The sequence below is a fragment of the Paenibacillus sp. JT22N12 genome (assembly GCF_056269365.1).
In genome coordinates this window covers 450,932-465,382 of sequence record NZ_JBWDNU010000006.1, presented here as the reverse complement: position 1 = coordinate 465,382, position 14,451 = coordinate 450,932, and the positions used below count along the sequence as shown (strand labels likewise).

At 49.2% G+C, this 14,451-nt stretch carries 13 protein-coding genes; 8 read left to right on the top strand and 5 right to left on the bottom strand.

Going from position 1 to position 14,451, the window contains the following annotated elements:
• Positions 1-14: 14 nt before the first annotated feature.
• Complete coding sequence (locus AC0YOA_RS23340; protein WP_475788706.1) at positions 15-1,241, bottom strand: serine hydrolase domain-containing protein; 1,227 nt, start codon at positions 1,239-1,241, stop codon at positions 15-17.
• 352 nt (positions 1,242-1,593) lie between these two features.
• A complete protein-coding gene (locus AC0YOA_RS23335) occupies positions 1,594-2,475 on the bottom strand; it encodes a LysR family transcriptional regulator (RefSeq protein ID WP_475788667.1) in 882 nt (293 codons plus the stop codon).
• A 348-nt stretch (positions 2,476-2,823) separates the two neighbouring features.
• Here AC0YOA_RS23335 and AC0YOA_RS23330 point away from each other — a divergent pair, with 348 nt between their 5' ends.
• Positions 2,824-3,528, top strand: a complete 705-nt coding sequence (locus tag AC0YOA_RS23330) for an SDR family NAD(P)-dependent oxidoreductase (RefSeq protein ID WP_475788666.1) — start codon at positions 2,824-2,826, stop codon at positions 3,526-3,528.
• Positions 3,529-3,916: 388 nt separating this feature from the next.
• Here the strand turns inward: AC0YOA_RS23330 and AC0YOA_RS23325 are convergent, their stop codons facing one another.
• Positions 3,917-4,102 carry an H-type small acid-soluble spore protein gene (locus AC0YOA_RS23325; RefSeq protein ID WP_475788665.1) on the bottom strand — a complete coding sequence of 62 codons (186 nt, stop codon included), beginning with the start codon at positions 4,100-4,102 and terminating at the stop codon, positions 3,917-3,919.
• 310 nt (positions 4,103-4,412) lie between these two features.
• Positions 4,413-5,060 carry a hypothetical protein gene (locus AC0YOA_RS23320; RefSeq protein ID WP_475788664.1) on the bottom strand — a complete coding sequence of 216 codons (648 nt, stop codon included), beginning with the start codon at positions 5,058-5,060 and terminating at the stop codon, positions 4,413-4,415.
• A 135-nt stretch (positions 5,061-5,195) separates the two neighbouring features.
• Between AC0YOA_RS23320 and AC0YOA_RS23315 the strand changes: the two genes are divergently transcribed.
• The gene (locus AC0YOA_RS23315; RefSeq protein ID WP_475788663.1) at positions 5,196-5,429 is read left to right on the top strand and encodes a hypothetical protein; all 234 of its coding nucleotides are present in this window, start codon (positions 5,196-5,198) and stop codon (positions 5,427-5,429) included.
• A gap of 552 nt (positions 5,430-5,981) precedes the next feature.
• Here the strand turns inward: AC0YOA_RS23315 and AC0YOA_RS23310 are convergent.
• Positions 5,982-7,049, bottom strand: coding sequence for a LacI family DNA-binding transcriptional regulator (locus tag AC0YOA_RS23310; RefSeq protein WP_475788662.1), 1,068 nt, complete (start codon positions 7,047-7,049; stop codon positions 5,982-5,984).
• Between the two features lie 384 nt (positions 7,050-7,433).
• On the opposite strand from AC0YOA_RS23310, the gene AC0YOA_RS23305 reads away from it, so the two are divergent.
• The 6 genes from AC0YOA_RS23305 to AC0YOA_RS23280 all read left to right on the top strand — a co-directional run bounded on the left by AC0YOA_RS23305 (position 7,434) and on the right by AC0YOA_RS23280 (position 14,449).
• On the top strand, positions 7,434-8,432 hold the full coding sequence (locus tag AC0YOA_RS23305; protein ID WP_475788661.1) for a Gfo/Idh/MocA family protein: 999 nt from the start codon (positions 7,434-7,436) through the stop codon (positions 8,430-8,432).
• 78 nt (positions 8,433-8,510) lie between these two features.
• Entirely contained in the window at positions 8,511-9,338 is an 828-nt protein-coding gene (locus tag AC0YOA_RS23300; RefSeq protein ID WP_475788660.1) for a sugar phosphate isomerase/epimerase family protein, read from the top strand.
• A 74-nt stretch (positions 9,339-9,412) separates the two neighbouring features.
• On the top strand, positions 9,413-11,023 hold the full coding sequence (locus AC0YOA_RS23295; RefSeq protein WP_475788659.1) for a type 2 periplasmic-binding domain-containing protein: 1,611 nt from the start codon (positions 9,413-9,415) through the stop codon (positions 11,021-11,023).
• 90 nt (positions 11,024-11,113) lie between these two features.
• The gene (locus tag AC0YOA_RS23290) at positions 11,114-12,070 is read left to right on the top strand and encodes an ABC transporter permease (RefSeq protein ID WP_475788658.1); all 957 of its coding nucleotides are present in this window, start codon (positions 11,114-11,116) and stop codon (positions 12,068-12,070) included.
• Between the two features lie 11 nt (positions 12,071-12,081).
• Entirely contained in the window at positions 12,082-12,960 is an 879-nt protein-coding gene (locus tag AC0YOA_RS23285) for a carbohydrate ABC transporter permease (protein ID WP_475788657.1), read from the top strand.
• Between the two features lie 331 nt (positions 12,961-13,291).
• Positions 13,292-14,449 carry a glucose 1-dehydrogenase gene (locus tag AC0YOA_RS23280; RefSeq protein WP_475788705.1) on the top strand — a complete coding sequence of 386 codons (1,158 nt, stop codon included), beginning with the start codon at positions 13,292-13,294 and terminating at the stop codon, positions 14,447-14,449.
• Positions 14,450-14,451 lie beyond the last annotated feature (2 nt).

Here is a 14,451-nt window from a genome sequence, read left to right as displayed (position 1 = left end):
TACCAGGCTCGGTATTAGTCTTCGATTGCCTGATAGACCGTGGTCCAGAAGTCGTGGATAACCCGCGCTGAATCCGGGGTGGTCATCCCGACCTGGGTGAGCAGGATTCCGATGAGTTGTTTGTCCGGGTCGGCGTAGGTCGAGGTGCCGCTTCCGCCGTCCCAGCCGAACTGGCCGATGGACGCGTAGTCACCACGGTAGGTGCGCACCGCCATCCCGAAGCCCCAGCCGCCGTGCTGCCCTTGGCCGAATGACACATGGACGTTGTTGCTGGCCATGGCGTTTCGGGCGGCTTGCTGCTCGGGCGTGAGGCGGTTGGTGGTCATCAGCTGGACGGCGGGCCGGGACAGGATCCGTTCGGTCCCGTGCATCCCATGATTCAGCAGCATCCGGAAGTAGGCGTGGTAGTCGTCGACGGTGGAGGAAAGTCCGCCGCCGCCGCCCTGGAACGCCGGAGGCTGGCTGTGGATTCCCCCCTTGGCCTCGTCCCACACGATGAACTCTCCGGTTTGCGGATCAGGGGCGTAGAGGGGAGGCAGCCGATCGATCTTGCCTTCAGGTACGTGGAAACCGGTGTCCTTCATGCCCAGGGGGTCGAGGATGCGTTCGCGCAGGAACGTCTCAAACGACTGGCCCGTGACCCTGGCGACGAGCACGCAGAGTAGATCGTTGCTGATGTTGTATTGCCAGTGTTCTCCTGGCTGGTGCGTCAGCGGAAGCTCGCCAAGGCGGCGCATCCACTCATCTGGATCGGGCATCGGCGGTTGATTGGCCGCGAGATTCTTCTCGAGGATCGCGTTCATGATCGGAGTGCCCAGCAACGTCATATCCATACCGAGCCCGAACGTGGAGGTCAGCAGGTCGCGTACGGTGATCGGCCGCCGCGCCGGCACGGTATCGTCCAGCGGGCCGTCGATCCGCTTCAGCACCCGCCGGTCGGCGAGTTCCGGCAGCCACTGCTCAACCAGGTCATCCAACCGCAGCCTGCACTCGTCGAGCAGGATCATCGCTGCCGCGATCGCAACCGGCTTGGACGTCGAGGCCATCCGGAAGATCGTGTCCCGGCGCATCGGTGCGCCACCATCATGGCGCATCGTCCCGATCGCTTCGACATGCGTCTCACCGCCCCGGCTGACCAGGGCGACCAGCCCGGGAATCTTCCCGGACTCGACATGCCGTGCCAGCACGTTGCGCATTTTACGCAGCCCTGTTTCGGAGAAGCTTTTGTTGCTATGTCCCATCATGAATCTCTCCTTTCCTTCATATTTTCTGACGAACTAAAATTTTCTGTTGTAATCTTCTTCATTGGTTTCCCTCTCTTTCCTTTTTTATCAGCCCTATTGTTTTCAACTACTAATTCGTTATTCATGCTGGAAAACCCTTTGTCAAAAAAGGTGTGTTCAATGCATCAAAGAGAATAAATAATTGTAAACAAAAGTTGGCTCACCTCCTGTTCTGGGTGATATAGGCTATGAGCATAATTCCGATGCACCACTCGGTGAGCATTTAAGAGCAAAGTGATTCTCCATAGAGGGAGGAGGTTACCTTAATGAAAAAACCGGCACAATTATGTGCCGGTTAACTGTGCTTAGATTACATTTCTTTTATGATTTCTAAAAACTGATTGAAATCCTCGGATGGATGTACGGGATATAGCAAACCATAGGGTATTGTGAAATCCAAATCGCTAGGGATGGTCACTAAGGACGGATGAACATCTACCCATGCATCCAATGTTAGCAGGACAGTATCACTTTGCTCGCAACGATTGAATACATCAATATCATAAAGGCGCGGAACATCTTTAATTTTGATTTTAGGATGGTTTAATATCAAAAAATCACGAATTCCATCAATTACTGCACTTTTTCCGCCTTTCACCACAGCCAACTTCTCTCCATACAAATCTTTGACAGACAGTGTTTTTTTAGAAGCCAGCCGATGGTTGCGAGATACGGCAAAGCAAAAGCGGTACCTTCCCAGCTCAAGCAAACGGAGATAATCCTCCCAGTCCTCTGTAAGGTATGGCCCTACGATGACATCGAAGTGACTGCCAAGGGTACGATAAGTGGCTGGGAGAGTATAAGCATCATCCTCAAAATGGACGATTTTTATTTTAATCTGCGGATATTGGTCGCTGATTTCATTCCACAAATCCAGCAAAACCTTGCAGGGATTAAGTATAGAGGTGCCCACACGAATAACATGCTGACTTTCCTGTGCGCCTTGGCGAATACGTAGCACGGCTTCTTTAAAATTCTGCAAAAATAATGCTGCATCCTTGTTAAATGATTTCCCTGCCTCAGTGAGCTCAACACCTTGGTTAGTACGAATCAAAAGAGGCACTCCTATATGCTTTTCCAACACATTAATTTGCTTCATCACAGCGGTTGGAGACACAAATAGTTTCTCAGCTGCCTTGGAGAAGCTACCCGTCTCTGCCACATGAATAAACGTATTCAATTGTTCATTCATTCAATGAACCCCTTCATTGTATAAACTTTTAGTTAAAGCCATGCTAACCTATTTGAACTTCCGTTTCAAGTGCAAAACGTTTAAATTTGAGAGGCGCCAAAAAGAATGGAAGGAGCAAAATAAATGTATAATATCAAAGGTTGTACGGGCCTTTTTGATGCGCCTGCTCAAACACATGCCTCGGAATCTTGAAGACAACCCTCCAGCGCCTTGACGAGCACAAGCAGAGCGCCTTGATGCCGATCTATTTTGCTCATTTCATTATCCGTTTATTCTTTCATGAACCTGTTTGACCGATTCCTCCCATAAACAGTTTGGCCACTCTTCTCAAAGAAAGGAACATTTATTATGGAAATTCGTGACAAGGTCGTTCTTATTACTGGAGCATCCGCTGGTATCGGCTTAGCCACAGCACGCCGCTTTGCCAATGCTGGTGCTAAATTAGCACTGGTAGCCCGATCTGCCGATGCACTCAACCATCTCGCCGAGGAATTGCAGAGCCAGGGAAGTGAAGCCGTCGCTCTGCCCGCTGACGTGAGCGATCCGAAGCAAGTTCAAAGAGTCATTGAAGAGACGGTGCGCCACTTTGGTCGCTTGGACGTGATCATTAATAACGTAGGACAAGCTGCCGTTGGCACGATCGCTGACCTCAATCCTGATGACTTCCGCAAGACCCTGGACCTCAATGTGTTTGGACCATTGGCAGCTATCCAAGCTGTGATCCCTATCATGCGAGAGCAGGGGGGAGGGCTGATCATCAATATAAGCTCAGTGGTCTCCAAGATGCGTATTGCTGGAATGGCAGCCTATGCAGCTACCAAAGCCGCTTTGAACATGCTTTCCGATACGGCACGAGGTGAATTAGCCTCAGAGAATATCCGGATAATTACTGTCTATCCGCGCTCAACCGCAACGGATTTTGGCAAAAACGCTCTTGGTGTTCGGCAGCAGCAGCGACAAGGTTCTTCCACTCCTGCTGATACCCCTGAATTCGTCGCTGAGAAAATCTTGGCTTCCGCTTTACACGAGCCAGATGAGCAATATATGGATTAATGAGCTTTACTGTTCTTGCACATGAGATGCGCGGAACATATTTGCCTGCTGGACGCGCTTACCCCCTCGGGATTTGCCGGGATGTCAAGAACCATTTCAAACGCTTGACCGCAGAGAGCAGACTGCTTGTCTTACGATCGATGGCAATAGGCCGCACTCAGAAAGAAGGATGCACAAGAGACTTGGCTTGTGCATCCTTCTTTAGCGTTTCTTTTAAATCCCATTGCAGCTGCACTCCAAGAGCAGTTAGTCTTAATAACCAGATCTGACCTAGTTCAAAGAGAATAGGCTAATCTGTTAAACCTTCTTTGAGCAGGATTTAATTTGCTGTTTTCCCCTGTGCCTGTGTGCATATAACTGACCGCGCATCCGTAACGGACGTCGCTTGTTACTCGAATTCTTCGGTGAGACTATCCACGAGGACGCTGCGCTCTTGCTCCGGCTGCCCTATGGGGAAAATTCTCGCCGATTTCGTCTGTTCATCGACGTGTTGAATATACACCTGTGTCCCTTCGCAGCTGACTTTCACCATATCAACTGATTTGGAGATTGCAGTTGCCCGCTGAATGTTCATTGTTTTAAAGCCTCCAATTTATTCAAAGTAGAATTATTATTCCCAAAAGGACTTTTTCTATTTTTGACGGATTGTCAAGCTAAGTGCGACACCTCACCCACGAACGATTGGTGAGAAAATATCCAGCCCGTGCATTTCTTGGCCGGTGGTTGATGAGGTGAAGGGCATGGGCCACTGCCGCCTAACCCGGTCCTCCAAAAATAAGCGAATAGCGAATGATGAAGCATTGCGAGAAACCCGCAACATTCGAGCTTGATGATAGCCGTTTGATATGTGATGACTGCGCGCAAGCTCAAAATGAATTTGCTCCTTAAATGCTATTCCATATCTGAATGAACTGTGCAGCTTCTCCATCCAGGGCGAGCAGGATGTCCAGATCATCCTGATCTTCTGAAGCAAGATATAATTTATTTTTATTGACATCGAGAATGGAGTGCATCGCATCGGTATTTGTATCCGATTTGGTGGATGCTACCATAAGCGCCAAGGCTGTTTTGGATCTCCTTTTATCAATCGGATCCTGCTTGAAATAAAGCTTAACCAGATGAGGTTGTTCGTTTATGACCAGACCTAATTCAGCGTGGGATTTAACCGACAGATTTTCGAACGTCCAAAACGATTTACCTGGATCGAACCATTGAATCTCTTTTTTGCCAAGAAACTTTTTATATGCGTTTACTGCATCGGTATAACGACTTTTTCTCTTGTCGTTTGCACTGGTAGCTATGCTCTCTAAATAATCAAATGTTAATCCCTGCTCATGGAATTTTGGAATAGCATCACGAAGTCCCTTCCAGTAATCCGCCGCCACAGAGTATTCGTTGTACTTTATTTTACGGATCGAGGACACCTTCCCAGGTCCACTCGGCTTCAACGAGAAGTCAAGAAACTGAGTTAGGCTGATCGATATTTTTTCGATAGTGTTCATCTCCTTTATTTTATAAATGACAGTTTCCAACAAATTTCCTGCACCGAAAGATGGCTGAGATTACTCTCAACCGCATGGTTAACAGCAGAGGCAGATTGCACCTCTTAATGGGATATGCCGATTTGAAGGCGCTCATGCCCTTCTTCCTTAAAAATCCTCTGGTTCATGGCCCGGACGATGTACGATTGGAGCGGCGCTCCAGCGGCGTACAGGGAGACGGTGGAGGAAGCCGTGGAACGTACCCTTTCTCTTGCCGTCAAATTCCAGGGGGAGGACCCGATGGTTACGGTCTATCCGGCGCCACACAATCCGCACGGGGCTATGCCGGAAATGATTAAGGCCGGTCATCGTCTGGCGGTCGATCTGGATACTATTTCCATATTTGTGTCGCGGAAATAATAAGGGATTACGGCCTTAGGCCGATTCATTATTTAGACTCGTTAGGTGTATTGGATAATTCGGAGGTCGGGTGGATTGGCAGCCGCGGCGGCTCGCTGGCTCATTGTCCCTCCAGCAATATGTTTCTCGCAGAGGTGTCACCCGAATCCCTGACCTCTCCGGCGTAAAAGTTTCCTTGGGAACGGGTGGAGGGTGCAGCCACAACCGGATCAGCGTATTAGAGAAATGCGGATGTGCGCTTTGCTGCAAAAGGTTTCCCGGTTGAATGGGACCTGCATTACCGCAAATGATGTGTTCCGGATGGGAACTGTGAGCGGCGGAGCAATCGATCTAAGCCAGGTGGTTTAACTAGAAGAGTTTACGTCCGAAGAAGAGACAGGTGAAGGATTTGCTCTAGAAAGGAATGCTGGGATTATCAACATATTTTCCTTTCAAGAAATTAAAATGCCGACACTCAATGAGTATCAGCACGAGCTTACTATTTCCGATAGATAGGTGTCCTTTTATACTTTCATTATTGCCGCTGGTTGGATTTTGAGTGTTTGATTCACGTCAGGCGCGTGTCGTACGCGTGCTTTCCCCGAAGCTTACCTTAGTAGATAAGCGAATGACCTCGAAAGGTCTGTTTGGGCGCTGCATCCGGTACAGCAACTCCTCTGCTGCCCGCATCCCAAGTTGAAACTCATCATTCATAACCGTTGTAAGCGAAATATCCAGAAGCTTCGTTTCTTTCATTTGGTCAAAACCCGATATGGCGATATCTTCCGGAACCCGCATTCCATTTTCCTTTACGAACCGGATGGCGTGAAGCGCCATAAGGTCGTTACCACATATCAATGCGGTAGGAAGCTGATCGAGCGCTCCAAGTGTATCGGCCATCCCCTCAAAGGATTGATAACTGGTAGAATGTGTGCTCGTTATGCAGTAATTTGGATTTTGTGGAATATTCGATTCATGAAGGGCTCTGCTATATCCCATCCAACGTTCGAACAAGCTGCGGGAATTAATATCTCCTATAAAGCCGATCTCCCGGTGCCCCGACTCAATCAGATGGCGGGTAATCTGGTATACGCTTTCTTCGCTCTCCATTAAAACCAGATCGGTTTTGAGGTCGGTCAGCGGCAGCTCGGCATTCAAATCGATAAAAACCTTCGGCAGGGAGTGCTCCAGTAATTTCTCGGTGTAGGCTTTGTTCACCATTCCCACTACGATAAATCCGTCAATTGTACTGTTCAGCATGGGTGGTACCATGAGGGATATAATATCTTCATCTTTGATAAAGGACATCTTCATGTCGTAACCGCTTCCTCTGAGCACATCTTCGACGCCGCTCATCAGGTTCATCCAATATCCGCTTGCACTCACGTCGATTCGAGTTAAGAAGGCAATGCACTTCGTACTTCGGGAAATAGCGGGTCGTTCGCTGGAGCCGGAGATTATCTTGTTGTAACCCATAGCAATAGCCTGTTCTATGACTTTTTTCCTGGTCTCTTCCGAAATGCTCGCGTGATTATTTAGTGCCTTCGATACCGTGTTTCTAGAGATTCCTAATTCATTGGAGATGTCGTAAGTTGTCACTTTTTTGGTCACAAGTTTCCAATCCCTCTTTGTACGATTCATAGTTTAATTTTAATAGTTGAAGAATATTTGTCAACTATTGTGCAAACTTTGCGATATTGTTTACTTTACGAATGATTGAGTCATTTAGATTGTAACATTATTTTCAGTTTAAAAATTTGTCGAAAACAACAAATAAGACCTGTTAACACCTGCATAAAAATGATATTTACACCAAAATGCTATGGTGTTATAATCTACGCAAACAGATTGGTGTGCATAATGATGATAATGTAACGTTCGTAACAGTGCGTGTTTATCTACTTTGGTACAACAATCTTTTTTTGAACATGGTATGTAAGCGCTTTATTTCAACTGTTTTCTGTTTGAAACCGGATCGGCCTGGATTTTCGCAATGAATAAAATTTCTTTATGGGAGGCGTTACGATGGCAAAAGTTCGTTTTCTTATGATTGGTGTAGGGGGTATGGGAAGGCAGCACATCCGTAGACTTTTGAATGTGCCTGAGGCTGAAATCGTCGCTTTGGCGGATCCGTCCGATACGGCAATCGGGCTAGTGAAGGAAACTTATCCTGAGCTCGCAAACATAGCCGTCTATGCGGACTACCGGCAGGCGATCTCGCAGTCCGGCGCGGACGCAGCTGTAATTGTTTCGCCTCACAGCATGCATTTTGAACAGGGAATGGCATGCCTTGACGGCGGCCTCCACGTGCTCATGGAGAAGCCGTTCGTAAGCGGCTCCGATCATGCGGAGCGCATTATTGCACATGCCGAGAAGCAGAACCGGCATTTGGCTGTCGCCTACCAGCGTCACCTGATGAGCCCTTATATCTATATCCACGACTTGATAGAGAAGGGGGAATTGGGGAAGATCAACTACATCTGCGCTTATCAAGCACAAAGATGGCTGATCGGCGCAACCGGGTCATGGAGGCAAAACCTTGCTTTATCGTGCGGCGGGCAGTTGAACGATTCGGGCAGCCATCTGCTGGATGTCGTGCTTTGGGTGACTGGTCTCGAGCCGGAAAGCGTGTCTGCAGTCATTGAGAACCACGGCAGGGAAGTCGATATCGATTCCGCCGTGACCGTCCGTTTCAAGGGGGGCGCAATCGCGACCTTTAATGTGGTTGGCAGTGCCAGCATCAGCTGGCATGAGGATGTTTCGATCCACGGTGATAAAGGATCGGTCTTATACCGCAACAATAAGATACTGGTCGCGAGGGAAGGAGAAAAGTCCCTTACTGAGGTGTCGGTAGAGGAGCTTCCAGCTTCGAGCGATCCGGACATCGACTTCGTTGACCTCGTACTTGGAAGAGTGAGTGAAGCAGCTGCACCATCCGGCTGCGGTTTAAGAATCGCCCGATTAACGGAAGCGGCATGGAAGAGCGCCGCTAATGGCAGCAAGGTTATCTCATTATCAGAATAATTGCGGTTGAGGCTTGACTGACGATCTAATTCCCCTACTTGAGTAAATGGATACAGGAAGCGATAAGGAGGCAAGTACATGATTAGAGGACTGACCCGAGCCGGATTGGGATCAACTTGGAGCAATGAGGAATTTATCCGTAAAGCGGCAGAATACGGTTTCGAATCGGTGGACATTGATGCGAAAAGTTTGATAGGTACTTTGGGCTTGGAGGGCGCGGCAAGCTTGCTTGCCGAAACCGGCATTGTGATCGGCGCGATCGGTCTCCCGGTTGATTGGCGCAGCACAGATGCAGAATTCAGGCAAACGCTGCCTGCTCTCGCCGAGTCAGCAGCGGCTGCGGCTGCGCTCAACTGTACTCGCTGTGTCACATACATTCTGCCTTCCACAGATAATCCGTCCGCCCGCTTTATGGCGCAGGCCATCTATCGGCTTCGTGTCTGTGCAGAAATTCTGGGTGCATATGGGCTGCGGTTTGGTCTGGAATTCGTTGGAGCTCACCATGCACGCACGTCCAGGGAGAATCCATTTATTTGGACAGTCGAGGAAACGCTCGATATGGCCGCCGCAATTGGCCTCCCCAATGTCGGACTGCTGGTTGATTCCTATCACTGCCATACGACCGGATTTAAACCGTCCCAACTGGACCAGTTGAAGGCAGAACAAATTGTACATGTTCACATCAACGATGCCAAAGATTTGCCGGTTAAGGAGCTGAGAGACAACGACCGCCTATACACAGGTGAAGGCGTAATAGATTTGAAAGGCTTCCTCACCGCATTGAAGAAGATCGGCTATGACGGGGCGGTAGCACAAGAGGTGTTGACTCCAGAGCTGCCCGCAGGTGATCCTGAGGAGCTTCTGAAGCGGACCAAAGCAGGCTTTGACCATGTATTTCCGGGTTAATCGGATTCACTTATCGGAATTTTGGAGGCGATTACAAATTTGGTCAACCGTTGAACATTGAGGAGGGATTGAAGATGAAGAAACAAATCAAAACGAAATGGCTGGGGCTGACGCTGGCCGGCATGATGCTGCTTGTCGCCGCTTGCTCGAACGGCGAAAACAGCGGAAACAATGCACCAGCGAACAACGGGACAGCCAATACCGCCGCGCCGAAGCCGCTAGATCTCAGCATTACGCTGAATGGCGGCCCGAAGACGCCGGATTCGTGGGCTGAGAAGACTTTAGAGGAGCAGCTGACAGATAAACTCGGCAGACAGGTGACGATCGATCCGATCTTCCTGCCGGCTTCAGAGGTAGATACGAAGATCAACTTACTGATGAGCGCCAAGAACACCCGACCGAATATACTATGGACCGGCGATACGAAGGAATATACGAAGTGGGTCCAGGCGGGCATCGTTCAGGACCTTACTCCATCGCTGCAGAAATACGGCAAGGAAATTATCGATTACTATACCAAGGATACGTTGTTTTATCATTGGGATTCCAGCGGTAAATTGTATCAAATCCCCGGAGATGTCGCGGAAGCTGGCACCATGACCACAATCATTCGCAAGGATTGGTTGGATAAATTAGGGCTTGAGGTGCCGAAAACGCTTGATGAATTCGTCAACACCCTCCGAGCCTTTACGAACGATGACCCGGACGGCAACGGCAAAAAGGATACGTACGGCTTGTCGGGTGATTACTTTTTCCGCAGTCTCGCTCCGTTCTTCTACGCATACGGGGTGGATCCCGATGCGTTCATCAAGCAGGATGACGGATCGATCAAATACGGCGCCACTATGCCGCAGGTCAAAACAGCGCTGCAGCAGATTGCCCAACTGTATGGTGAAGGCGTTATTGACCCCCGAATGGCCAGTGCCGCGAACATTACAAACGAAAAAGTCGATGAAATTTATGCTTCTGGCAAGGTCGGGGCGTTCTACCGTTGGGTCGCCAACTTCAATCCGTCAAGCAATGCAACCATTAATTTTAAACAAAACAACCCGGACGGCGAATATATGGCAATTGATCCGGTGGCGGGACCGGACGGATTCAAGTCCGACATTCCGTCTGCCCCAAGAGGCTGGTGCTACCTGGTCGTGACCGACACGGGCTCCGCCGACGACGCGGTGCAGGTGCTCAATGTTATTGCTTCGCCGGAGGTCAACTCCTTGCTCCGCTTCGGCAAGGAAGGCGAGCATTATACAATGGATAACGGTATATATAACAGATCAGTCACGCCAGACGAAGCCAACAAGCTTGGACTCGACAATTTCTCCTGGGTAATCACGCGCAAGGACGCGTCCAACCTTTCCAATCTGCCCGAAGTAACCGAAATGTTCGAATACAAAATTAAAACGTCCCAGCCGATGCGCGACAAGATCGCTGTATTCAAAGCAACGAACCGTCCGCAATGGGACAAATATTCCACGGATATCGAAAAAGCCCGCGACGAGACGTTCTGGGGCATCATTACAGGCAAGCTCGGGATCGATGAATTCGACAAATTTGTAGCCCAATATCAGCAGCTTGGCGGTAAAGCAGTCGATGAAGAAGCGAACACGCTTTATAGTGCCCAGGAAGAGGAATACGCCAAGTATGACAAATGGTACGAGGAAAACATCACTCCTTATAAGTAAGTCGCTGCACAAAGCTTAATGGCAAAAAGGTGAAGAGTAAGCTCCGGCCAGGAGCTTCTCTTCCATTTCAAGAAGAGATGAGGTGTCCGAATGAAAACCTCTGCAAAAACCTTGGCCCGGACAAATATGGGTTCTTCCAGTCAACGGAAATTGTGGAAGGACATTTTGCGCGACAGGTATTTGTATCTGCTGTTATTGCCCGGCATGCTTCTGATTTTTGTCTTTCGCTACGCCCCGATGTACGGCATTGTCATCGCCTTTCAGGATTACAATATTTATAACGGAATAAAGGGCAGTGAATGGGTCGGTTTCGGGCAATTCAACAAGTTATTCCACTCGCCAGATTTCTACGAGATATTGCGCAATACGCTGGTGATCAGTGTGTATAAGCTGGCGGCGGGCTTTTCCGTTCCCATCATCCTTTCCCTGCTGCTCAATGAATTAAAGAACATGGTCTTTAAACGGATAACGCAATCGATTATTTATTTGCCCCATTTTGTGTCGTGGGTCATTTTCTCCGGCATCCTCATTACCTTCCTGAACCCGGTCGATGGCCTGGTCAATTATATAATCAAAGGCGCCGGCGGAAAGCCGATCGATTTTCTCATCAATGTGGATTACTTCCGTTCCATTCTCGTGGTGAGCGATCTGTACAAGGAAGTAGGATGGGGAACGATCATTTATCTGGCGGCCATGTCGGGAGTAAACCCGGAGCTGTACGAGGCCTCACGAATGGACGGGGCGAATAAAGCGAAGCAGATGTGGCATGTGACGCTTCCGGCGATTCGGCCTGTTATTATCATTCTCGTTATCCTCAGTTTGGCCAACATTCTGGAAGCTGGATTTCAGCAAATCTTCCTGCTTTACAGCCCGCTCGTATACGATGTCGGCGACATTATCGATACTTACGTCTACAGGGTGGGGATTGCCGACGCCAATTACAGCTATGCAACCGCGGCTGGCGTATTTAAGTCTTTGATTGCGATGATCTTAATCGTATCGGCCAATAGAATCGTGAAGAAATTCGGACAAGACGGGCTCTGGTAGGAGGTGAGGACTTGATTGGATTATCAAAGGGTGAACGGTTGTTCCATGTGCTGAATTATATGTTTTTTATTTTGCTGATGGTTGCGATGATCTACCCGTTTTGGTATATCGTCATGGGCTCGTTAAGCGAACCGGAAAAGACAATGGGCGGCGGACTTTTTCTGAAGCCTGAAGGCTTCTCGTTATACGCTTACAAGGCGGTATTGCAAAATATATCGCTGCTGACCGGCTTTCAGGTGACGTTTATCTCGACCTTGGGCGGCGTGCTGATCGGGACGTTATTCACCGCGACGACGGCCTATGCCCTCTCCAGAAAGCGGCTGCGCGGGCAGAAGACCTTTGCGCTGCTCATTCTGTTCACGATGCTGTTCAGTGGCGGGCTGATCCCCACATATCTTCTGATCAAAGGGCTGGGCATAATCGATTCCTACTGGGCGCTGATTCTGCCAAATGCAATGGGGGCATGGAACATTTTTGTCATGCTGAGCTTCTTCCGCGGCATACCGGATGAGCTGGAGGAGGCGGCCAAGATCGATGGGGCGGGCGATTTGACTGTATTTTTCCGTATCGTGCTCCCGCTGTCCAATGCCGTTATTGCGACGATCTCCTTGTTTATCGCCGTCGGGTACTGGAATGATTTCTTCAGCTCCCTCCTTTATATGACGGAAAAGAATATGTGGCAGCTGCAGTTGGTGCTCAATGATTTAATCAGCAACACGAGCGCTGCAGCCGGGCAGTCGGGACTTTCCATCGGCTTTCAAAACCAGGTGAATGTATTTACGATTCGCATGGCTGCAATTATGGTATCCACAATTCCAATTTTGATCGTCTATCCGTTTTTGCAAAAGCATTTTGTGAAAGGCGCCTTGATCGGTTCCGTCAAAGGATGAGATCGACCAACGAATGATATACAATGACAGCTGAATTTGGATCGCGTTGTTCATCTTCAGACTCGTTTTGAATAACAGTAATGAAACATGAAATACATTTCTTTACAATGAGCTATCCCAATAATATGATGAAGGTGCTGTTACAATTTAAATAGAACCTAAAGCAACGGGAGGAGGATAATGTCTTTAAGCGGTTTTGTGAGCGCTTCCTTTTTAAGGCCCAAATAAAACAAACGCTCCATGTCATTCAGGCTGCCAGACGGCAGTCTTTTTGGCAACATTACAGAGATTTGCAGACGGATAAAGGGATGGCATTCGGATTAAGGGAGTGATGATTTTGAAAGCGATTACGATCAGCGGCGGAGAGAGTCAGGCGACAGTGTCGTTGACGGATATCCCGAAGCCGGATTTGACTGGTCCGCAGGACGTTTTGATTCGGGTGCTTTGCGTCGGACTCGACGGAACGGACCGGGAGATCATCGTAGACAACTTTGCCAGATACCCCGAAGGCAGATCGGAAATGGTAATCGGTCACGAGCTGTTGGGCGTTATCGAGGAAGCCGGATCCGAGTCCGGACTATCCCGCGGTGATCTGGTTACGGCTCTTGTAAGGAGACCTTGCGGTGAAGAAGCGTGCGTCAATTGCCGCAACGCTCAGCAAGACTTTTGCCAAACCGGCCGTTACACGGAACGGGGGATAACAGGTGCGGACGGCTATCTGTGCGAGTATGTAGCGGAGCATTCAAAATATGTTGTTAAAGTTCCTGATGAGTGCCTGCCGTACGGGGTTTTTGTCGAACCGCAAAGCATCGTGGAAAAAGTATATGCACAAACCTTAAAGATTCAGCAGCGCATGATATGGCAGCCTCGGACGGTGCTTATTTTAGGTTCCGGGCCTTTGGGCATATTGGCGGCGTTGACATGCAGAGTGCTCAGCCTTGACACGTACGTTTGGTCCAAATCTGACTCTGCAAGCATGAACGCGGACATCATTCGCCGCATCGGAGCACATTACCGGGAAGCTGAATCCTCCGCCGAAGACGCATTCTTGTCCGGTTTAACCGCATACTCGAAACAATTGGGCATAAGCTTTGATATGGTTTGGGAATGCACCGGGCATGCGCCTCTCGGTTACGAGGCGATCCCACTGGTGAACAATAACGGAATCCTCGCGCTTCTCGGCATTACTCCCGGCAGCGGCCGACTGGATTTGCCGAGCGATTTGACGTATCAGGAAATGGTCATCAAAAATAAGTGTATCATTGGCTCCGTCAATGCGTCGTATCGCGATTTTACGGCCGCCATCCATCGTCTTCGCGACATCGAGAGCCATTATCCAGGCATGCTGGGCATGCTCCAGACGAACCGGTTGTTCTTCGAGGATGTACCGGCTATCGATTTTGGCAAGATGACAATAAAAGCGGTTGTTGATGTGGTTCCCCAGGCTCAGTGGGCTTCTATGAAGAAGAAATTCAAGGAGGACATATGACG